20 protein-coding genes and 2 pseudogenes are annotated in these 18,836 nt (G+C 71.3%); 7 read left to right on the top strand and 15 right to left on the bottom strand.

All coding sequences use genetic code 11. The features are described 5' to 3' along the window. Positions 1 to 76: 76 nt before the first annotated feature. Entirely contained in the window at positions 77 to 1,282 is a 1,206-nt protein-coding gene (locus tag E6W39_RS28645) for a glycosyltransferase (RefSeq protein ID WP_141635954.1), read from the bottom strand. Positions 1,283 to 1,434: 152 nt separating this feature from the next. Between E6W39_RS28645 and E6W39_RS28640 the strand changes: the two genes are divergently transcribed. Continuing rightward, entirely contained in the window at positions 1,435 to 1,995 is a 561-nt protein-coding gene (locus E6W39_RS28640) for an NADAR family protein (protein ID WP_141635953.1), read from the top strand. Positions 1,996 to 2,087: 92 nt separating this feature from the next. Here E6W39_RS28640 and E6W39_RS28635 read toward each other — a convergent pair whose 3' ends face one another. Further along, positions 2,088 to 3,470 carry a glycine--tRNA ligase gene (locus tag E6W39_RS28635; RefSeq protein ID WP_141635952.1) on the bottom strand — a complete coding sequence of 461 codons (1,383 nt, stop codon included), beginning with the start codon at positions 3,468 to 3,470 and terminating at the stop codon, positions 2,088 to 2,090. A gap of 206 nt (positions 3,471 to 3,676) precedes the next feature. Between E6W39_RS28635 and E6W39_RS28630 the strand changes: the two genes are divergently transcribed. Genes E6W39_RS28630 through E6W39_RS28615 form a run of 4 tightly spaced genes read left to right on the top strand, consistent with a single transcriptional unit; the run spans position 3,677 to position 6,776 of the window. Then, complete coding sequence (locus tag E6W39_RS28630) at positions 3,677 to 4,627, top strand: metal ABC transporter substrate-binding protein (protein ID WP_141635951.1); 951 nt, start codon at positions 3,677 to 3,679, stop codon at positions 4,625 to 4,627. A 12-nt stretch (positions 4,628 to 4,639) separates the two neighbouring features. Beyond that, positions 4,640 to 5,416 carry a metal ABC transporter ATP-binding protein gene (locus tag E6W39_RS28625; protein ID WP_141635950.1) on the top strand — a complete coding sequence of 259 codons (777 nt, stop codon included), beginning with the start codon at positions 4,640 to 4,642 and terminating at the stop codon, positions 5,414 to 5,416. Next, entirely contained in the window at positions 5,413 to 6,315 is a 903-nt protein-coding gene (locus E6W39_RS28620; RefSeq protein ID WP_141635949.1) for a metal ABC transporter permease, read from the top strand. Before E6W39_RS28625 ends, E6W39_RS28620 begins: the two co-directional genes overlap by 4 nt. Positions 6,316 to 6,350: 35 nt before the next feature. Then, complete coding sequence (locus E6W39_RS28615) at positions 6,351 to 6,776, top strand: Fur family transcriptional regulator (RefSeq protein ID WP_141635948.1); 426 nt, start codon at positions 6,351 to 6,353, stop codon at positions 6,774 to 6,776. A gap of 141 nt (positions 6,777 to 6,917) precedes the next feature. Here the strand turns inward: E6W39_RS28615 and E6W39_RS28610 are convergent, their stop codons facing one another. From E6W39_RS28610 to leuA, 8 genes are all read right to left on the bottom strand, one after another. Then, on the bottom strand, positions 6,918 to 7,184 hold the full coding sequence (locus E6W39_RS28610; protein WP_220140268.1) for a hypothetical protein: 267 nt from the start codon (positions 7,182 to 7,184) through the stop codon (positions 6,918 to 6,920). 31 nt (positions 7,185 to 7,215) lie between these two features. Next, positions 7,216 to 7,836, bottom strand: a complete 621-nt coding sequence (locus E6W39_RS28605) for a hypothetical protein (RefSeq protein ID WP_141635946.1) — start codon at positions 7,834 to 7,836, stop codon at positions 7,216 to 7,218. 60 nt (positions 7,837 to 7,896) lie between these two features. After that, positions 7,897 to 9,063 carry a WXG100 family type VII secretion target gene (locus E6W39_RS28600; RefSeq protein WP_141635945.1) on the bottom strand — a complete coding sequence of 389 codons (1,167 nt, stop codon included), beginning with the start codon at positions 9,061 to 9,063 and terminating at the stop codon, positions 7,897 to 7,899. Between the two features lie 2 nt (positions 9,064 to 9,065). Further along, complete coding sequence (locus tag E6W39_RS28595) at positions 9,066 to 9,377, bottom strand: type VII secretion target (protein ID WP_141635944.1); 312 nt, start codon at positions 9,375 to 9,377, stop codon at positions 9,066 to 9,068. Positions 9,378 to 9,492: 115 nt separating this feature from the next. Beyond that, positions 9,493 to 10,335: an isoprenyl transferase gene (locus E6W39_RS28590; protein ID WP_141635943.1), complete on the bottom strand. Its 843-nt coding sequence runs from the start codon at positions 10,333 to 10,335 to the stop codon at positions 9,493 to 9,495. 2 nt (positions 10,336 to 10,337) lie between these two features. Beyond that, positions 10,338 to 11,084 carry a DNA repair protein RecO gene (gene recO, locus E6W39_RS28585; RefSeq protein ID WP_101380238.1) on the bottom strand — a complete coding sequence of 249 codons (747 nt, stop codon included), beginning with the start codon at positions 11,082 to 11,084 and terminating at the stop codon, positions 10,338 to 10,340. A 79-nt stretch (positions 11,085 to 11,163) separates the two neighbouring features. Beyond that, complete coding sequence (locus E6W39_RS28580) at positions 11,164 to 11,835, bottom strand: TerB family tellurite resistance protein (protein ID WP_141635942.1); 672 nt, start codon at positions 11,833 to 11,835, stop codon at positions 11,164 to 11,166. Between the two features lie 225 nt (positions 11,836 to 12,060). Next, on the bottom strand, positions 12,061 to 13,842 hold the full coding sequence (leuA, locus tag E6W39_RS28575; protein WP_141635941.1) for a 2-isopropylmalate synthase: 1,782 nt from the start codon (positions 13,840 to 13,842) through the stop codon (positions 12,061 to 12,063). A gap of 302 nt (positions 13,843 to 14,144) precedes the next feature. On the opposite strand from leuA, the pseudogene E6W39_RS28570 reads away from it, so the two are divergent. Both E6W39_RS28570 and E6W39_RS28565 read left to right on the top strand, forming a co-directional pair. Beyond that, a pseudogene (locus tag E6W39_RS28570) lies at positions 14,145 to 15,151 on the top strand (M4 family metallopeptidase). 76 nt (positions 15,152 to 15,227) lie between these two features. Continuing rightward, on the top strand, positions 15,228 to 15,506 hold the full coding sequence (locus E6W39_RS28565; RefSeq protein WP_141635940.1) for a protealysin inhibitor emfourin: 279 nt from the start codon (positions 15,228 to 15,230) through the stop codon (positions 15,504 to 15,506). A gap of 20 nt (positions 15,507 to 15,526) precedes the next feature. On the opposite strand, the gene E6W39_RS28560 is transcribed toward E6W39_RS28565, so the two are convergent. The 5 genes and pseudogenes from E6W39_RS28560 to E6W39_RS28550 form a co-directional block, all read right to left on the bottom strand. Then, complete coding sequence (locus tag E6W39_RS28560) at positions 15,527 to 16,528, bottom strand: GTPase Era (RefSeq protein WP_141635939.1); 1,002 nt, start codon at positions 16,526 to 16,528, stop codon at positions 15,527 to 15,529. Between the two features lie 49 nt (positions 16,529 to 16,577). Next, entirely contained in the window at positions 16,578 to 16,724 is a 147-nt protein-coding gene (locus E6W39_RS39770; protein WP_181799475.1) for a hypothetical protein, read from the bottom strand. A gap of 55 nt (positions 16,725 to 16,779) precedes the next feature. Beyond that, entirely contained in the window at positions 16,780 to 17,133 is a 354-nt protein-coding gene (locus E6W39_RS42085; RefSeq protein ID WP_141638001.1) for a cytidine deaminase, read from the bottom strand. Positions 17,134 to 17,202: 69 nt separating this feature from the next. Then, positions 17,203 to 17,484: pseudogene (locus tag E6W39_RS42080) on the bottom strand (MmyB family transcriptional regulator); the annotation flags it as partial. Between the two features lie 24 nt (positions 17,485 to 17,508). Further along, a complete protein-coding gene (locus E6W39_RS28550) occupies positions 17,509 to 18,831 on the bottom strand; it encodes a hemolysin family protein (RefSeq protein WP_141635938.1) in 1,323 nt (440 codons plus the stop codon). Positions 18,832 to 18,836: the final 5 nt, after the last annotated feature.

Genomic DNA, 18,836 nt, shown 5'->3' with positions numbered 1-18,836 from the left:
CCAGGAGGCAGTTGGGCGTTGGTTGCGGAAGGGCGGCTGGTGGTCACCAGCCGCCCTTCGGCTTGCCGTGGTCCGGTCAGTGCGGCCTGGTCCACTCCTCGATGAGCTCCACTGCCCGCCCCGCGCCGTCCTCGCCGGCCATCCGCTCCGCGATGGCGGCGGCGCGGGCGCGGTAGGACCTGGTGGTCACAGCGTCGGTGAGGGCGGTGGCCAGGCGGTCAACGGTCAGGCGCTTGAAGGGGATCGGGGCGGGGCCGGCGCCCAGGGTGGCGATGCGGCGGCCGAAGAAGGGCTGATCGCCGAGGATGGGGACGGCGAGGGAGGGGGTTCCGGCGCGCAGGGCGGCCGCGGTGGTGCCCGCGCCGCCGTGGTGGACGACGGCGGCCAGCTGGGGGAAGAGCAGGGCGTGGGGCAGTTCGCCGATGGTGAGGATGTCCGGGTGGGCGTCCCCGCCGGCCAGGCCCGCCCAGCCGGCTTGCAGGAGGCCGCGCAGGCCCGCCTCGCGGAGGGCGGCGACGGCCAGCTCGCTGAGGCGCTCGCCCTCGCCACTGCCCATGCTACCGAAGCCGATGAGCACCGGCGGCGGTCCGGCCTGGAGGAAGTCGACCAGCTCGGAAGGGAGTTGGGCATCGGCCGGCACATCGGGCCACCAGTTGCCGACCACCTCCAGCCCGGCGCGCCAGTCCGCCGGGCGGGGCAGCAGAGCAGTGCTGTAGCCGTACAGCACCGGCCAGCCGGCCCGCTCCTCGCGGGCCCGGACGGCAGCGGCGCGCATCGGCGGCAGCCCGAACTCGGCACGCAGCCGACGGACCGTCGGGTCGTACATCCGGTCCATGATGCGCAGCGCCAGCCGCCCCGCCGCGCGGTTCCCCCAGCGGCCCAGCGAGCGGCCGCCCCCGACGACGGACGAGAACTCCCCCGTGGGGTGCACCGGTTGCAGCAGCGCCCCGACGCAGGCGGCCCCGGTGGCCTCGGCCAGCTGCCAGCCCAGCTGCGCGGTGGTCGCGTTGACCAGCAGCACGTCGACCTTGGGCTCGGCCAGCGCCGGCGCCCCGCTCCCCATGTCCCGGATGAACGCGGCCGCCTGCTGCATGGGCTTCAACTCGCGCCGCAACTCCCCGGGCAGCGGCCGGAAGCCCAACCCGCTCGCGGTGACCAGGGCTTCGAACCGCGGCTGGGTGGCGATGGCCACCTGATGCCCGGCGCGAAGGAGTCGAACCCCGAGCCCGGTGAACGGGATGACGTCACCGGTCGAACCGGCGGCGAGGATCAGGATGTCCATGAGCTCCCCGAACGTGCCAACGTGCCTACTGGGACCGAACCTACGCCTCCTTACGCGGCACCCGGGCGAGGGCCGCGCGGATGGTCCGTTCTCCACCCGGCACATCCGAAAAGCCCTCGCCCGCTGTCACCCCCTCCTGCGACGATCGCCCCATGAACCACCCTTCCCAGTCCCGTTCCGTCGCCGACCTGCTGTCCCTCACCACCGCCGGTGCCCGGCCCAAGTACCTGTTCTTCTGGGGGCACCAGCCCCAGCGCGACGGCAGCACCGGCCCGGGGTCGCTGAGTCAGTGGTGGCCGTCGCCGTTCGAGATCGGCGGGGTGCGGTACGCCACGGCGGAGCACTGGATGATGGTGAGCAAGGCGCGGCTGTTCGGGGACGAGGCGCTGGTGCCGCGGATCCTGGCGGCGCGGACGCCCGCCGAGGCGAAGAAGCTGGGTCGGCAGGTGCGGGGGTTCACCGAGGAGCGGTGGGCCGAGGCGCGGTTCGAGCTGGTGACGGCGGGCAATGTGGCCAAGTTCGGGCAGGATCCGGCGCTGCGCGCGTATCTGCTCGGCACCGGCAACCGGGTGCTGGTGGAGGCCAGTCCGGTGGACCGGGTGTGGGGCATCGGGTTGGCGGCCGACGACGAGCGGGCCGCGAGTCCGGCGCGCTGGCGCGGGCTCAACCTGCTCGGGTTCGCGCTGATGGCGGCGCGCGAGCGGTTGGCGTGAGAAAGAACGGTTGGCGTGAGAACGACGGAGACGAACGAAGGAGCGGGCCCCTTCCGTGCGGAAGGGGCCCGCTCCTTTCGAACGGCGGTGGGTCAGCAGCCGATCAGGCGCGCGCCGAGGTACGACTTGACCTGGTCCAGCGACACGCGCTCCTGGGCCATGGTGTCGCGCTCGCGGATGGTGACCGCGTTGTCGTCCAGGGTGTCGAAGTCGACGGTGACGCAGAACGGGGTGCCGATCTCGTCCTGGCGGCGGTAGCGCTTGCCGATCGCGCCGGCGTCGTCGAACTCCACGTTCCAGGCCTTGCGCAGGTCGTCGGCCAGGCCGCGGGCCTTCGGCGAGAGGTCGGCGTTGCGGGACAGCGGCAGCACCGCGACCTTGACCGGGGCCAGCCGCGGGTCGAGCCGCATGCCGACGCGCTTCTCCATGTTGCCCTTGGCGTTGGGCGCCTCGTCCTCGAAGTAGGCATCGAGCAGGAAGGCCAGCATCGCGCGGTTGAGACCGGCTGCCGGCTCGATGACGAACGGGAAGTACCGCTCGCCGGACTCCTGGTCGAAGTACTTGAGGTCGACGCCGGAGTGCTCGCTGTGCACGGTCAGGTCGTAGTCGGTGCGGTTGGCGATGCCCTCCAGCTCCGAGAACTCAGACCCGCCGAAGTTGAAGCGGTACTCGATGTCCACCGTGCGCTTGGCGTAGTGGGAGAGCTTCTCCTTGGGGTGCTCGAAGAACCGCATGTTCTCCTCGCGCAGGCCGAGGTCGCGGTACCAGTTGTAGCGCTGGTCGAGCCAGTACTCGTGCCACTTCTCGTCCTCGCCAGGCTTGACGAAGAACTCCATCTCCATCTGCTCGAACTCGCGGGTGCGGAAGATGAAGTTGCCGGGCGTGATCTCGTTGCGGAAGCTCTTGCCGACCTGGGCGATGCCGAACGGCGGCTTCTTGCGCGAGGTGGTCTGCACGGCCTTGAAGTTGGTGAAGATGCCCTGCGCGGTCTCGGGGCGCAGGTAGGCCAGGCCGGAGCCGTCCTCGACCGGGCCGAGGTGGGTCTTCAGCATGCCCGAGAACTCCTTGGGCGCCGTGAAGGCGCCCTTGGTGCCGCAGTTGGGGCAGTTGAGGTCGGCCAGGCCGTTGGCGGGCACCTTGCCGTGCTTGGCCTCGTAGGCCTCCTCCAGGTGGTCCGCGCGGAACCGCTTGTGGCAGGAGGTGCACTCGGTCAGCGGGTCGGTGAAGGTCTGCACGTGGCCGGAGGCCTCCCAGACCTCGCGGGCCAGGATCACCGACGAGTCGAGTCCGACCACGTCCTCGCGAGCGGTGACCATCGCACGCCACCACTGGCGCTTGATGTTCTCCTTGAGCTCGACGCCCAGCGGCCCGTAGTCCCAGGCGGCGCGGGTACCGCCGTAGATCTCGCTGCAGGGGTAGACGAAGCCTCGGCGCTTGCTCAGGCTGACGATCGTGTCGATCTTGTCGGCGGCCACAGTGCTCTCTTCAATACGACGCCGCGCTCACGCGCGACGGCCCGGTCAAGGCGCGGCTGGTTGCGCGCACCCGAATACCTCAGGTTACCGGGCGTGCGGGTGGGGGGCTCAAATCGATTACCCGGCGCGCGTGGGGCGCCGTGAGCGCCCGATGTCACATCTGCGCGAGTTGACTATCATTTCCAGATAATATGAGAATGATTGTCATGATGTTCCGTCGCCGCATAGCCACCGCCCCGATCGCCCTCACCGCGCTCGCCGTCACCGGCGCGCTGGCGCTCTCCGCCTGCGGCAGCGGCACCACCGGCGCCAAGACCGCCGACGGCAAGGTCAACGTGGTCGCGGCGTTCTACCCGCTGCAGTACCTGGCGGAGCAGATCGGCGGCGACCACGTCAAGGTCACCGACCTCACCGCCCCCGGCACCGAGCCGCACGACCTGGAGCTGACCGCCAAGCAGGTCGGCGCCGTGCAGGACGCCGGCGCCGTGCTCTACCTCAAGGGCCTGCAGCCCACCGTGGACAAGGCCGTCGCGCAGTCCAAGAGCAAGTACGTGGTGGACGCCGCCGCGCTCTCCCCGCTGCTCGACCACCACCTGGACGAGGGCACCGACGGCGGCACCCCGGCCAAGGGCAACACCGGCGACCCGCACACCTGGCTCGACCCGACCCGCTACGCCACCGTCGCCAAGGGCGTCGGCGCGGAGCTGGCCAAGGCCGACCCCGCGAACGCCGCCGAGTACCAGAAGAACACGGACGCCCTGGTCGCCGAGCTCGGCACCCTGAACCAGAGCTTCCAGACCGGCCTGAAGAGCTGCACCCGCAAGTCCTTCGTGACCAGCCACGCCGCCTTCGGCTACCTCGCCGACACCTACGGCCTGCAGCAGATCGCCATCAACGGCGTCGACCCGGAGTCCGAGCCCACCCCGGCCCGGCTCGCGCAGATCCAGCAGGCCGCCAAGGACAGCGGCGTGACCACCGTCTTCTTCGAGGCCCTGGTCAGCCCGAAGCTCGCCGACACCGTCGCCAAGGACCTCAACCTGAAGACGGCCGTGCTCGACCCCATCGAGGGCGTCAAGGCCGGCTCCCCGGACACCTACCTCACGATCATGCAGCAGAACCTGAGCAACCTGCGGGATGCTCTCGGCTGCGCGAGCTGACGGGACCCCACCATGGACTCCGCGCCCCACGACTCGACACCGGCCGCCGTCCGGCTCCGCTGTGCCCAGGCCGCCCAGGGCGGCCGCCCGGTGCTGCGCGGCATCGACCTGACCGTCGCCCCCGGCGAGGTGGTCGCGCTGCTCGGCGCCAACGGCTCCGGCAAGTCCACCACCATCAAGACGGTGATCGGCAGCGTGCCGCTGACCGGCGGTGAGCGCGAGCTGTTCGGCGTGCCGGGCCAGCGGTTCCGCGACTGGCACCGGATCGGCTACGTGCCGCAGCGCACCACCGCGGCCGGCGGAGTCCCGGCGACGGTGCGCGAGGTGGTCGCCACCGGGCGGCTGGCCCAGCACCGCCTGCTGCCGTTCCGCCGCAAGGACCGGGTCGCGGTGGACGCCGCGCTGGCCGCCGTCGGCATGCTGGAGCGCGCCGGCGACGGGGTCGCCGACCTCTCCGGCGGCCAGCAGCAGCGGGTGCTGATCGCCCGCGCGCTGGTCGGCGCGCCCGAACTGCTGATCATGGACGAGCCGATGGCAGGGGTCGACCTGGCCAGCCAGCAGGTGCTCGCCGACACCCTGCGCGAGCAGGTCGAGCGGGGCGCCGCGGTGCTGCTGGTGCTGCACGAACTCGGGCCGCTGGCGCCGCTGATCGACCGCGCGGTGCTGCTGCGCGACGGCCTGGTGGTGCAGGACGGCCCGCCGGCCGGCTCCGGCCACGAACACGGACACGACGGCGACCACCACCAGGACCACCACCACACCGAGATCCGTCAGGGGCTGCTGACATGAGCGACCTGCTCTCCTACGACTTCATGCAGCGGGCGCTGCTCGCCGCCCTGCTGGTCGGCATCACCGCCCCCGCCGTCGGCATCTACCTGGTGCAGCGGCGCCAGGCGCTGATGGGCGACGGCATCGGCCACGTCGCGCTCACCGGTGTCGGCCTCGGCCTGGTGTTCCAGACCAGCCCGGTCTGGATGGCCGTGCTGGTCTGCGTACTGGCCGCGGTGATCATGGAGCTGGTCCGCTCGCGCGGCAACCAGCGCGGCGACATCGCCCTGGCGATGCTCTTCTACGGCGGCATGGCCTGCGGACGGCTGCTGATCAGCAAGTCGCCGGCCGCCAGCGGCACCGGCGGCAGCCTGGACAGCTACCTCTGGGGCTCGATCCTGGCCGTGGACGCCGGCGACCTGGTCACCATCGCCGTGCTGGGCGCGGTGGTCATCGCGGTCATGCTCGGCCTGCGGCGCCAGCTCTTCGCGGTCTGCCAGGACGAGGAGTTCGCCAAGGTCACCGGGGTGCCGGTGCGGCTGCTCAACCTGCTGCTCGCGGTGATGGCCGCGGTCACCGTGACCGTCGCGATGCGGGTGGTCGGGCTGCTGCTGGTGAGCGCGCTGATGGTGGTGCCGGTGGCGGCGGCCCAGCTGCTCACCCGCTCGTTCCGGGCCACCCAGGCGCTCTCCGTCGTCATCGGGGTGCTGGTCTCGCTCGGCGGCGTGGTGACCTCCTACCAGGCTGACGTGCCGCCAGGCTCCGCGATCGTGCTGCTCGCCATCGCCTGCTTCGCGGTGTTCAGCGCGCTGGCCGCGCCGCTGGCCAGGCGGCGGCACCGGCAGCGCGGGCTGCCCGGGCAGCGGGAGGGCAGCAAGGCTGCGGAGCAGCCGACCGAGGGCGCGGGGCTGGCACAATGAGGTGTGACCCGCCCCGAAGCCCAGGAGGAGCACCGGTGACCACCGCAGGCCCGTCGCCACGCGCCCGTTCCACTCGTCAGCGCACCGCGGTCTCCGCCGCGCTGGACGAGCTCGAGGACTTCCGCAGCGCGCAGGAACTGCACGATCTGCTCAAGCACCGGGGCGAATCGGTCGGCCTGACCACCGTCTACCGCACCCTGCAGTCGCTCGCCGATGCCGGTGAGGTCGACGTCCTGCGCACGGCCGACGGCGAGGCGGTCTACCGCCGCTGCAGCAGCGGTCACCACCACCACCTGGTCTGCCGCCACTGCGGCAGCACCGTCGAGGTGGAGGGCCCCGCCGTGGAGCGCTGGGCCACCTCCGTCGCCACCGAGCACGGCTTCAGCGACATCGCGCACACCCTGGAGATCTTCGGCACCTGCGCGGACTGCGCGGCGAAGCAGCGGGCCCAGCAGGGTTAGGCCCTACAGCGACACGGCCCACGCCCGGGCGGCGGGCGGGAACGCCGCGACGATCCCGGCCAGCCGCTCGGCCAGCGCGACCAGGTGGTCGTACGTGTGGTGTTCATCCGTCCAACCGATCAGATGACGACCCGCCAGCCGCTATCCGCAGTCCGCCTCCACCGTCAGGCGGACGACCTCATCGGTGATCAACGCCATGCCGAACTCCGGGATGGCGCTGACCTGGTGCGCCGCGGACCTCGGGTAGCCACCGGGCAGCGGGTCGGACCGCCCGGCGCCCCGGAAGTACGGGGGCCGCTCCTGGGTGCGGTAGGTGATCGCCAGCCGACGGGCTGTCACCGCGGTGTCGGGGAGCAGGAACGGCAGCTCGAGCACCGCAAGTCGAGCCGGTTCCGGGCCGATCGTCAAGAAACCGTCAGCGCGCGGGGATCTGGCCCCGTCAGCGCCGGCCGCGCCACTCCCGGACGCCCGGCGGGAACGCCGCGACGATGCCGGCCAGCCGCTCGGCCATGGTGATCAGGTACTCGTAGGTGCGGCGCTTGTCGGTCCAGCCGATCAGGTGCCGGCCCGCCAGGCGCCAGCCGCAGTCCGCCTCCAGCGTCAGCCGCAGCAACTCGTCGGTGATCAGCGCCGTGCCGAACTCCGGGACGGCGCTGGCCCTGCGGACCTCGGGGTTCGGGCCGCTGCCGGGTAGCGGGTCGACGGAACCGGCACCGCGGGAGTACGGGTCCCGGAGGTGGATGCGCCACATGCCCGCCAGCCGACGAGGGGTCAGCACGGTGTCGGGAAGAGCGAACGGCAGCTCCAGCACCGCCAGTGAGAAGTCGTAGAGCGTGCCGCCGCGGTTCGCCCCGGACGGCGGCACGACCATGTGCATGAGGGCCACCGGATACCCGGCAGCCGTCCCGCACAGCAGATCGAGCACATGACTGCGCCCGCTCTCCAGCGTGAACGGGTAGCCGTGCCGGTCGAACGGGATCCACGCGTCATCCGGGTACCGGTGGTACTCCCACGCCGGATCCTCGCGGAACCGCTTGATGCTCTTGCGGACTTCGAACACTGCTGCTGCTCCTTCGGCCGGCGGGGCCGCCGGTGGTGCGCGGCCCCGCCAGAGCCTAGGTCACTGGTGGTAGGCGCCCTTGGGGTCGACCAGCGGCGAGCCCTTGTCGAACGGCACCTGCGGTGCGGGCTCACCGGTGTCGTCGTTCTCGCTGGCGCCGGCCAGGCCGTAGGCGCCCGCGTTGGTGAGGGCGTCACCGAGGATCGGGTCCCCGGCGTCCCGGTGCTTGCCGGAGCCGCTGTAGATCTTCCGGCCGTTGTGCACCGCGGCGCCACCTGCCGCACCGCCCAGTCCCGAGAAGGCCACGTCCTCCCAGAAGCTGCTGACGCTGCCGGGGTTCTCCACCTCGTTCACGCCGTCCGCCGCCGCGGTGCCGGCCGCGCTGGTGACGGAGTTGTTGACCGCCCCGCCGAGCAAGCCGTCCCCCTTGAGCATCCCGTCGATCACGTCCTTGCCGGCCCACTGGGTCGCGTGTGCCCCGGAGCTGGTGAGCGCCTGGGCGACCTTGGGCGCGGCTGCCGAGCCCAGCTCGCCCAGCCCCGTCCCCACGACCGCCGACACCCCCGCGTTCTGGATGTCGGTGCCCCAGGTGATCTGCTGGCCGGACAGCGCCTGGCCGAGGACGTTGCCACCGAGGTTGGCGCCGAAGTTGCCGGCGAGCTTGATGCCGAACTTGGCGAGCTTGCTGCTCTCCATCAGCTTCTTGATGCTCTCGAGGGCCTCGGCGACGTCCTTCAGGATCGATGCCAGCCGGGCCACCGCCGCGCTCGCCTCGCCCGCCTCGACGGAGGCCGAGGCCGCGGCGGCCGCGTCGGAGAAGCCGGCGGTGACGATGGAGAGGCCGATGCCGATCGCGGCGGTGGCCGCGATCTCCACGACGATCTCCTGGATCTGCTTGTTGACCTCCTCGATCGAGTCGGCGGCGGTGTCCAACTGCTTGGCGACGGCCTCGAAGTTGGGCAGCGCGCCGTCGATCTGGCTGCGGGTGTCCTGCCAGTGCTGGTGGAAGGCGGTGGCCGCGGCGCCGGTCCAGGCGTCGCCGAGGCCGCTGACCTCCTTGTCCAGGCTGTCCCTGGTGGTCTTGAGATCGGCGGCCATGCCGCGCCAGGCGAGGGCGCAGTCGCGCAGCACGGACGGGTCGCCGCCCGGGCTGAAGATGTCGAAGCTCTGCTCGATCTTCGGCGGCGGCGGTGTCTGGGTCTGCCCGCTGTCCGGGTTCTGAGCCATCGTCAGACCGCCAGGTTCTGAGCGTTGTTGTGGTCGGTTTCCTTGTAGGCCTTCACCACGGCCGCCAATCCGTCCGAGTAGCCCTGCAGTTGGGTCTGCAGCTGGCGCAGGCTGGTCACCGTGGCCTGGGTCATCTGGACGTACTTCCCCAGCGCGTCGGTGGACTCGGCCAGCACACCGAAGGCGTCGTTGACGTTCTCCGCCTTGGTCGCGAAGGTGCTCAGCTGCCCGTCCATGCCCTTCGAGCTACTGCTGAAGTCGGCGCTCACCGCGGTGACCTTGTCCGGCTCTATGTGGAAATGGTCAGCAACCATTGCCGCTCCCCCGTTGTTGCGTACGGTTATAGCGGAAAACCGTACCCCCACAACCCGTCAAAACGGCAACTCGGCCCGGAACCATGTCAGTTCCGGGCCGAGTGTGAAGAAAAGGTCAGCGCTGTGCGGGGACCTCGGCAGCGGCGGGGGCGACCTCGTTGGGGAGGGCGCCGCCGAAGCGGCGGTCGCGCATCGCGTACTGCTCGCAGGCGCGCCACAGGTCGCGGCGGTCGAAGTCGGGCCAGAGCACGTCCTGGAACACGAACTCGGCGTAGGCGGACTGCCAGAGCCAGAAGTTGGAGGTGCGCTGCTCGCCGCTGGGGCGAAGGAACAGGTCCACGTCCGGCATGTCCGGGTGGTACATGTACTTGCCGATGGTCTTCTCGTTGACCTTCCGCGGGTCGAGCTTGCCGGCCGCCACGTCGGCGGCGATCGCGGCGGCGGCGTCGGCGACCTCGGCGCGGCCGCCGTAGTTGACGCACATGTACATGGTGACCAGGTCGTTGTCCTTGGTCTGCTCCTCGGCCACCTGGAGCTCCTGGACCACGCTCTTCCAGAGCTTGGGCATCCGGCCGGCCCAGCGGATCCGCACGCCCATCTCGCCCAGCTCGTCACGGCGGCGGCGGATCACGTCCCGGTTGAAGTTCATCAGGAACTTCACCTCGTCAGGGGAGCGCTTCCAGTTCTCGGTGGAGAAGGCGTAGAGCGAGATGTTCTTGACGCCCAGCTCGATGGCGCCCTTCATGACGTCGAGCACCACGCTCTCGCCGACCTTGTGGCCCTCGGTGCGGGGCAGGCCGCGCTCCTTGGCCCAGCGGCCGTTGCCGTCCATCACGATGGCGACGTGCTTGGGGATCAGCTCTCCGGGGAGCTTCGGCGGCTGTGCACCGCTCGGGTGCGGGTCCGGGGCGCGGTACTCGCGCTGCTTGTTGGCGCCGAAGAGCCGTCGCGCTGCCATGCTCACTTCTCCACGTATCTCATCGAGCGGATACCCCGCTCCAGGTGCCACTGGAGGTAGGCGGCGACCAGGCCGCTTCCCTCCCGCCAGTACCGCGGCTCGCAGGCGTCCGCGGTCTGCCAGTCTCCGGACAGCAGGGCGCCGAGCAGAACCAGTGTCTCAGGGGAGGGTACGGCACATCCCGGTACCCGGCAGTCCGCACACAGCACGCCGCCGGCCGGCAGCGAGAAGAACCGGTTCGGCCCTTCGATGCCGCATTTGGCGCAGTCGGTGAAGCTGGCGCCGTAGCCGTTGACCGCGAGCGACCGCAGCAGGAAGGCGTCCAGCACCAGGTGCGACTGATGGGTGCCGGCGGCCAGCGTGCGCAGGGCGCCGACCAGCAGCAGGTACTGCTGGACGGCGGGCTCGCCCTCGTTCTCGGCGAAACGTTCCGCCGTCTCCAGCATGGCGGTGCCGGCGGTGTAGCGGCCGTAGTCGCCGACGATCCCGCCGCCGTACGGGGCGATGGTCTCCACCTGGGTGCAGAGCGGCAGCGAGCGGCCGACCAGTTCACTGCCGCGGCTGAAGAACTGCACGTCCACATGGGAGAACGGCTCCAGCCGGGCCCCGAACTTGGACTTGGTCTTGCGGACGCCGCGGGCCACCGCCCGGACCTTGCCGTGCTGGCGGGTCAGCAGCGTGATGATCCGGTCGGCCTCGCCGAGCTTCTGGGCGCGGAGCACGACGCCGTCGTCGCGGATCAGACTCATGCGCCCATTCTCCCCCACCGCGCGCGGCTCCCGGGCGCACGGCGGGGGCGCGGGCAGCCGCTGCGCGAGCGGCCGGGCGTCAGTGCGGCGTGCTGGTGGCCGCCTCCAGCAGCTGGGTGACGACGTCCTCGGGAAGCCGCAGGCAGCTGCCCACGGCGGCCAGCACGGCCCGCTCGGCGGGCTGGTAGCGGCCGTCGGCCAGCGCGATCCAGGCGCCCTGCAGCACCAGCCGCTCCCGGCCCTGCTCGGCCAGGTGCGGGGCCAGCGCCTCCAGCGCGGCATGCAGCTCGACGTCCAGCCCGCTGCCCAGCCCGGCCCCGGACGCCGCCGAGAAGCCCGGCTCGCCGTACCCGGAGAGCGCCGCCAGCGCGGCCAGCACCTGGGCCTCGCCGCAGTCCTCGAAGCCGGCCAGCCGGACCAGTTCGCAGGCCTCGGTGCGGGCCGCCGCCGAACCGGCCCCGCCGGCCGCCAGCATGGCCAGCGCGATGGTGTACTGGGCGTCCCTGAGCATCCCGGTCAGCCGCCCGCAGGTGGGCTGCTCCAGGCTCTCCAGCCCGTACCTGCCTTGGCAGTTGACGCACTGCACGGTGGCCAGCACACCGCCCAGCGGCAGCACCGGAAGCTCCAGCAACCGCAGCCACCGCCGACCGTGCTGCCGGCGGTAGTTGCGGTCTCCACCACAGCCTGGGCAGAAGAAGTCACCGAGCACATCCGTCCGCCACTTCGGGCGAACACCCCACAACCGTGTCACGGCGCCAACTCCCCAAGACTTGGCAGGCGGCCTGCACGACGACGGGCAGGTCTCGCGACCGGCCCCGGGGTCCGTCCCACCAACCCCCGATTCCGGTTCACCGATGGTGCCACGGTTGCCTGCGGGTGTCAGCACCCCTAACGGGTGCCGAAGCAAAAAAGTGTGGCCCAGGACACACTTCCTGGGCCACAGCTGGGCCCTACCTGTGAAGCGGGCCCAGCCAGGTCACCGGCGCGCGGTGCGGTTGACGGCGCTGATGATGGCCTTCAGCGACGCGCGCACGGTGTTGCCGTCGATGCCCACGCCCCACAGCACCCGCCCGTCCACCGCGCACTCCACGTACGCGGCGGCCTGGGCGTCGCCGCCCTCGCTCAGCGCGTGCTCGGCGTAGTCCAGTACTCGCACGTCCACGCCGATCCCGGCCAGCGCGTCGGTGAAGGCGGAGACCGGGCCGTTGCCGGAACCGGTCAGCTGGGTCTGCACGCCGTCCACCAGCGCGGCCACGGTCAGCGCGTCGCGCCCGTCGTCGGTGGTCAGCGCCTGCTGCTCGCGCAGGGCGATCCGGCCCCACGGGTTCTCGGGGGTGGGCAGGTACTCGTCCTGGAAGACCGCCCAGATGTCGGCCGGCGTGACCTCGCCGCCCTCGGCGTCGGTCTTGGCCTGGATGATCTTCGAGAACTCGATCTGCATCCGGCGCGGCAGGTCCAGCTTGTGGTCGTTCTTCAGCACGTAGGCGATGCCGCCCTTGCCGGACTGCGAGTTGACCCGGATGACCGCCTCGTAGCTGCGGCCCACGTCCTTGGGGTCGATCGGCAGGTACGGCACGCCCCAGGTGTACTCGCCGACCGGCACGCCGGCCGCCGCCGCGTCCGCCTCCAGGGCGTCGAAGCCCTTCTTGATGGCGTCCTGGTGCGAGCCGGAGAACGAGGTGTAGACCAGGTCGCCGGCGTAGGGGTGGCGCTCCGGGACGTTCATCTGGTTGCAGTACTCGTAGGTGCGCCGGATCTCGTCGATGTTCGAGAAGTCGATCATCGGGTCGACGCCCTGCGAGAACAGGTTCATCCCGACGTTCACCAGGTCCAGGTTGCCGGTCCGCTCACCCTGCCCGAACAGGCAGCCCTCGACCCGGTCGGCGCCGGCCATCACGGCCAGCTCGGCGGAGGCCACGCCGGTGCCGCGGTCGTTGTGCGGGTGCGTGGACAGCGCGACGAACTGACGGCGGGTCAGGTTGCGGGACATCCACTCGATCATGTCCGCGTACACGTTCGGCGTGCAACGCTCCACCGTGGTGGGCAGGTTGAGGATGATCTCGCGGTCCTCGGCGGGCTGCCAGACGTCCATCACCGCCTCGCAGACCTCCAGCGCGAAGTCCAGCTCGGTGTCGATGAAGATCTCCGGCGAGTACTGGTAGCCGAAGACGGTCTCGTCGCCCAGCAGCTTCTCGGCGTACTCCATCACCAGCCGGGTGCCGTCCACCGCGATCGCCTTGACGTCCTGGCGGCTGCCCTTGAACACCACCCGGCGGAAGATCGGCGAGGTCGCGTTGTAGAGGTGCACGGTGGCGCGCGGGGCGCCGGCCAGCGACGCGACGGTGCGCTCGATCAGGTCCTCGCGGGCCTGGGTCAGCACCGAGATGGTGACGTCCTCGGGGATCGCGCCCTGCTCGATCAGCGACCGGACGAACTCGAAGTCGGTGGCCCCGGAGGCCGGGAAGCCGACCTCGATCTCCTTGTAGCCCATCGACACCAGCAGGTCGAACATCTTGCGCTTGCGGGCCGGCGACATCGGGTCGATCAGCGCCTGGTTGCCGTCCCGCAGGTCGGTGGAGAGCCAGCGCGGCGCCTTGGTGATCACCTGGCCGGGCCAGGTGCGGTCCGGCAGCTCGACGGTGCCGAACGGCAGGTAGCGCTGGAACGGCATCCCGGAGGGCCGCTGGCGCACGGAAGCCGCGGTGATCGGGGTCGGACGGTCGACGAAGGCGCGGGCCACGGAGAACTGATCGGTCATGGAAGGACTCTCGGCTTCTCTTCGGATGCTGGCTGGTCGGGGACACCTCACCCGACGGGCCGACTGGTGCGAGCGCAACACGTCACCGAAGTGCGCATGCACGAACCCCGCGGCGAGGGAGCCGGCCTCCGAACGGTCCTACAGGCCCTCGCCGCGGCAGCTAAGAAGAAGCAGCCGGTAGTGCATGATGGCGCCAGACTAACCCAGCCCTTCGCGAGGCCGAAGCCGAGACCGCGACATTTCCACTCCTTGAGACGGCCGGGTGCGTGACAGCAGGTCAGTGATCGGTGACGCTGTGCGCCATGACGCAGCTCTGCACCATCATCCCGCCGTACCTGCTGGACCGGCTGGCCGACCTCGGCGACGAGGCCGCCCGGCGCTCCCGGGCCCTCGACGCCAGCCTGCGCACCGCCCGGGCCCGCGGCCTGGCCCCGGCCGCCCCCGCCGCCCGCCCCGGGCGCACCATCGCCGACGCGGGCTGCACCGAACAGCTGCCCGGCCACACGGTGCGCACCGAGGGCGGCCCGCCGACCTCGGACCCGGCGGTCAACCGGGCCTACGACGGCCTGGGCGCGACCCTGGCCCTGCTGCTGGAGGTCTACGGGCGGCGTTCGGTGGACGGCGCGGGGCTGCCGCTGCAGGCGACCGTGCACTACGGCGAGAAGTACGACAACGCCTTCTGGGACGGCGCCCGGATGGTCATCGGCGACGGGGACGGGGTGCTGTTCGGCGACTTCACCGGCTGCGTGGACGTGATCGGCCACGAACTGGCGCACGGCGTGGTCCAGTACAGCGCCGCCCTGGCGTACCACGGCCAGTCCGGGGCGCTCAACGAGTCGGTGGCGGACGTCTTCGGCAGCCTGGTCAAGCAGTACGCGCTGGGCCAGCAGGCCGAGGACGCGGACTGGCTGATCGGCGCCGGGCTGTTCGGGCCGGGCGTGCGGGGCCGGGCGCTGCGCTCGCTGAAGGCGCCGGGCACCGCCTATGACGACCCCGGCTGGGCCGCGACCCGCAGCCCGGCTCGATGGACGACTACGTGCACACCACCGAGGACGACGGCGGGGTGCACATCAACTCCGGCATCCCCAACCGGGCCTTCCAGCTGCTCGCGATGACACTGGGCGGCGCGGCCTGGGAGCGGGCCGGCCGGGTCTGGTACGACGCCCTCACCAACGGCTCGCTGCACCCGGACGCCTCCTTCGCCGAATTCGCCCGGGCGACGGCCGCCGCGGCCCGGGCCCGGTTCGGCGACGGACCGGTGGTGGAGGCCGTCGCCGGCGCCTGGAAGGGGGTCGGCCTGCCCCTGTGAACGCACTCGGAAAAGTCCTGACGTTCACTCAGGAGAAATCCAGCAAGCCGCCGCTGCCCGTAGCAGACTGGCAACCATGCGCATTGCGGTCACCAGGAGCGGCGGGTTCGCCGGACGCACCACCCGGGCCGAGCTGGACACGGCGGCCCGGATCGACGCCCCTCATGTGCACGCGCTGGCCCGTGAGGCGGTGGTCGGCACCTCACGGTTGCGCGGCTTCGGCGTGCCGGACGGCTACCACTACATGATCACGGTGGACAACCGCACGGTGTACTGCGCCGACCCGAACCTGACGGACTCCCAGCGCGAGCTGATCTCGCTGGTGCTGCACCAGGGCGTCGAGCTGGCGGGCTGACGGGCGTTCAGGACCTTCGCTCAGAACCCCAGCTTGCGCAGCTGCTTGGGGTCCCGCTGCCAGTCCTTGGCAACCTTGACGTGCAGATCGAGGTAGACCGGGGTGCCGAGCAGGGCCTCGATGTGCTTGCGGGCGGTGGTGCCGACGTGCTTCAGCCGGGCGCCCTTGGCCCCGATCACGATGGCCTTCTGGCTCTGCCGCTCGATGTAGACGTTGGCGTGGATGTCCAGCAGCGGGCGGTCGGCGGGGCGGTCCTCGCGCGGCAGCATCTCCTCGACCACCACGGCCAGCGAGTGCGGCAGCTCGTCCCGGACGCCTTCGAGCGCGGCCTCGCGGATCAGCTCGGCCACCATGATCTGCTCGGGCTCGTCGGTCAGGTCGCCGTCCGGGTAGAGCGGCTGGCCCTTGGGGAGCAGCTTGGTGATCAGCTCGGCGACCAGCTCCACCTGGCCTGCCCCTCGCCCACCACCACCCTTATTCGAGGGACTGCGTCCCACCTCTTGATCACCGACGGCCGACACCGGGATGATCTCGGCCCACTCGATGCCCAGGTCGGCGCCGAGCTGCTGGATCGCGATCAGCTGCTCGGCCAGCCGCTTGGAGTCCACCAGGTCGGTCTTGGTGACGATGGCGACCTTGGGGGTCTTCTTGATCTCGGCCAGTTCCTTGGCGATGAAGCGGTCGCCGGGGCCGAGCTTCTGGTCGGCGGGGAGGCAGAAACCGATCACGTCGACCTCGGCCCAGGTGCTGCGGACCAGGTCGTTGAGCCGCTCGCCGAGCAGGGTGCGGGGCTTGTGCAGACCGGGCGTGTCGACCAGGACGAGCTGGGCGTCGGGGCGGTGCACGATGCCGCGCACGGTGTGCCGGGTGGTCTGCGGGCGGTCGGAGGTGATCGCGACCTTGGTCCCGACCAGGGCGTTGGTCAGGGTCGACTTGCCGGCGTTGGGGCGGCCGACGAAGCACGCGAAGCCTGATCGGTACGGGGTTGCCGGGGTCAAGGAGGAGTCGCTCATGGACACCATTCTCCCTGATCGGCCACGGCCGGCCGACCGCCGCCGCTCGGGTGCCGGGTCACTTGCCGCGCAGCAGCACGCCGACCAGCGTGAGCAGCGCGATGCCGCCGGACACGCACGCCCAGAGCAACGAGTGGGTCTCGTGCCAGCGGCCCATGGCCATGAAGAAGGCCAGCAGCGCGGCGAAGAACGAGAGAGCCCCCATGGCCAGTGAGATTATCCGACGACCTCACCGACCCTGGGGACTCCCCCACCACGTGTCAGGCCTCGACCCGGGAACGCAGCGCCCCGTCCAGCCCGGCCAGCAGCAGCGGGGTCCCGCTGCCGCCCAGGTCCCGCACCACCGCGAGGTCGACCGGGTTGGGCTCGCCCGCCTCGGTCACCACGGCCGCCGCCTCCAGCCCGGTGGCGCCGGCGGCCTTGGCCTGCGCCACCGCCGCCTGCACCGCGGTCAGCGTGAGCGACGGCAGCACCACCGCGCCCGCCACATAGGTGCGCCCGGTCTCGTCGCGCACCGCCGCGCCCTCCGCGACCCCGTTGCGGGCCCGGATCGAACGAGCCAGCGTGATGATCTTCTGGTCTTCCGGATCAAGCTCAGTCATGGGGCCGAGCATAGGCGGCCGTCGGCACCCGGCGCAGCGTGGTCCGGCGCCCTCCGGACTGGTCAGCCACGCCATCCGGGCGGCGGTGTCGGTGCCGGGCAGCGGGTCGAGCACCACGATCGTCAGGTCCGGGCGGGCCGGCACCCGCAACTGGGTGGACTCGAAGTGCAGCACCCCGGCGGTCGGACGGGCGATCACCTTGATCAGCTGGCCGAGTGCGCGAACGTCACCACGGGCCCACAGCCCGGCGAACTCCGGGCTCTGATCGTCGAGTTGATCGAGGATCTGCCGGTAGCCGTGGTCCCCGGGCCGCTCCGCGGCGGCCAGCCGGAACTGCGCCACCACCGCCGCGGCGCCCGCCACCCAGTCGGGGGAACTGACCGTCCGTCAGTCCTCCGGGTCCGCCGCCTCGACCTCGCGGCGGACCGGGGCCGCCACCACGGTGCCGATCCGGTTGCGGCGGCCGGCCGAGCTCTCGGCGGTCAGGGCGATGGCCACGAGGTGGCCCGGGTTGTCCTCCGGCACCGGGATCTCGCAGGACGAGCCCGGGATCGGCACCCGGCCCAGGTGCTTGGCCAGCAGGCCGCCGACGGTCTCGACGTCCTCGTCCTCCAGCCCGATCTCGAACAGCTCGCCCAGGTCCTCGACCGTCAGCCGGGCGGTGATCCGGAAGGTGCCGTCGCCGAGTTCCTCCACCGGCGCGATCTCCCGGTCGTACTCGTCGGTGATCTCCCCGACGATCTCCTCCAGGATGTCCTCGATGGTGACCAGGCCGGCGGTGCCGCCGTACTCGTCGATCACGATCGCCACGTGCGAGCGCATCTGCTGCATCTCCCGCAGCAGGTCGCCGGCCGGCTTGCTGTCCGGGATGAAGACCGCCGGGCGCATCACGGTGTCCACCAGGTCCGCCTCGGCGTCCCGGCTGACGTGGGTGAGGCGGACCAGGTCCTTGAGGTAGACCATGCCGACCACGTCGTCCTCGTTGTCCCCGACCACCGGTATCCGGGAGAAGCCGGAGCGCAGGGCCAGGGTGAGCGCCTGGCGGACCGTCTTGTGCCGTTCGATCATCACCAGGTCGGTGCGCGGCACCATCACCTCGCGCACGATGGTGTCGCCCAGCTCGAAGACCGAGTGCACCATCCGGCGCTCGTCGTCCTCGATCAGGTCGTCCTGCTCGGCCAGGTCCACCAGCGCCCGCAGCTCCGCCTCGGAGGCGAACGGGCCCTCGCGGTAGCCCTTGCCCGGGGTGAGCGCGTTGCCCAGCAGGATCAGCAGCCGCGGGATCGGGCCGAGGATCCGGGCCAGCGGCAGCAGGACGTAGGAGGACGCGGTGGCGGTGGTCAGCGGGTGCTGCCGGCCGATGGTGCGCGGGGAGACACCGACCGCCACGAAGGAGACCAGCACCATCACCCCGAAGGCCACCAGCACGCCCTGCCAGGTCTCGTTGAAGCTGCGCACGCAGACCACGGTGACCAGCACGGCCGCCGCCACCTCGCTGGCCACCCGGATCAGGGTGGCCAGGTTCAGGTAGCGGACCTGGTCCGAGGCCAGGGTGAGCAGCCGCTGCGCGCCGCGCCGGCCGCTGCGCACCGCCTCCTCGGCCCGGAACCGGGAGACCCGGGAGATCCCGGCCTCCGCGCAGGCGGCCAGCCAGCCGAGCATCACCAGCAGGAACGCGCCAACCAGAAAACTCGTACTATCGCCACTCATCACAG

Origin of the sequence: Kitasatospora acidiphila (assembly GCF_006636205.1) — a bacterium.
In the GTDB taxonomy this organism is placed as follows: domain Bacteria; phylum Actinomycetota; class Actinomycetes; order Streptomycetales; family Streptomycetaceae; genus Kitasatospora; species Kitasatospora acidiphila.
The sequence above is the reverse complement of the archived record's forward strand: the minus strand, read 5'-3'. Positions and strand labels throughout refer to the sequence as shown.

Excerpts from the sequence above, each read along its gene's own strand:
- E6W39_RS28630 (WP_141635951.1), top strand. The coding sequence starts at position 3,677 with ATGATGTTCCGTCGCCGCATAGCCACCGCCCCGATCGCCCTCACCGCG.
- E6W39_RS28620 (WP_141635949.1), top strand. The coding sequence starts at position 5,413 with ATGAGCGACCTGCTCTCCTACGACTTCATGCAGCGGGCGCTGCTCGCC.
- recO (WP_101380238.1), bottom strand. The coding sequence starts at position 11,084 with ATGAGTCTGATCCGCGACGACGGCGTCGTGCTCCGCGCCCAGAAGCTC.
- E6W39_RS28550 (WP_141635938.1), bottom strand. The coding sequence starts at position 18,831 with ATGAGTGGCGATAGTACGAGTTTTCTGGTTGGCGCGTTCCTGCTGGTG.
- E6W39_RS39770 (WP_181799475.1), bottom strand. The coding sequence starts at position 16,724 with ATGGGGGCTCTCTCGTTCTTCGCCGCGCTGCTGGCCTTCTTCATGGCC.
- E6W39_RS28560 (WP_141635939.1), bottom strand. The coding sequence starts at position 16,528 with ATGGTGTCCATGAGCGACTCCTCCTTGACCCCGGCAACCCCGTACCGA.
- E6W39_RS28565 (WP_141635940.1), top strand. The coding sequence starts at position 15,228 with ATGCGCATTGCGGTCACCAGGAGCGGCGGGTTCGCCGGACGCACCACC.
- E6W39_RS42085 (WP_141638001.1), bottom strand. The coding sequence starts at position 17,133 with ATGCTCGGCCCCATGACTGAGCTTGATCCGGAAGACCAGAAGATCATC.
- E6W39_RS28595 (WP_141635944.1), bottom strand. The coding sequence starts at position 9,377 with ATGGTTGCTGACCATTTCCACATAGAGCCGGACAAGGTCACCGCGGTG.
- leuA (WP_141635941.1), bottom strand. The coding sequence starts at position 13,842 with ATGACCGATCAGTTCTCCGTGGCCCGCGCCTTCGTCGACCGTCCGACC.
- E6W39_RS28645 (WP_141635954.1), bottom strand. The coding sequence starts at position 1,282 with ATGGACATCCTGATCCTCGCCGCCGGTTCGACCGGTGACGTCATCCCG.
- E6W39_RS28640 (WP_141635953.1), top strand. The coding sequence starts at position 1,435 with ATGAACCACCCTTCCCAGTCCCGTTCCGTCGCCGACCTGCTGTCCCTC.
- E6W39_RS28590 (WP_141635943.1), bottom strand. The coding sequence starts at position 10,335 with ATGGCAGCGCGACGGCTCTTCGGCGCCAACAAGCAGCGCGAGTACCGC.
- E6W39_RS28625 (WP_141635950.1), top strand. The coding sequence starts at position 4,640 with ATGGACTCCGCGCCCCACGACTCGACACCGGCCGCCGTCCGGCTCCGC.
- E6W39_RS28600 (WP_141635945.1), bottom strand. The coding sequence starts at position 9,063 with ATGGCTCAGAACCCGGACAGCGGGCAGACCCAGACACCGCCGCCGCCG.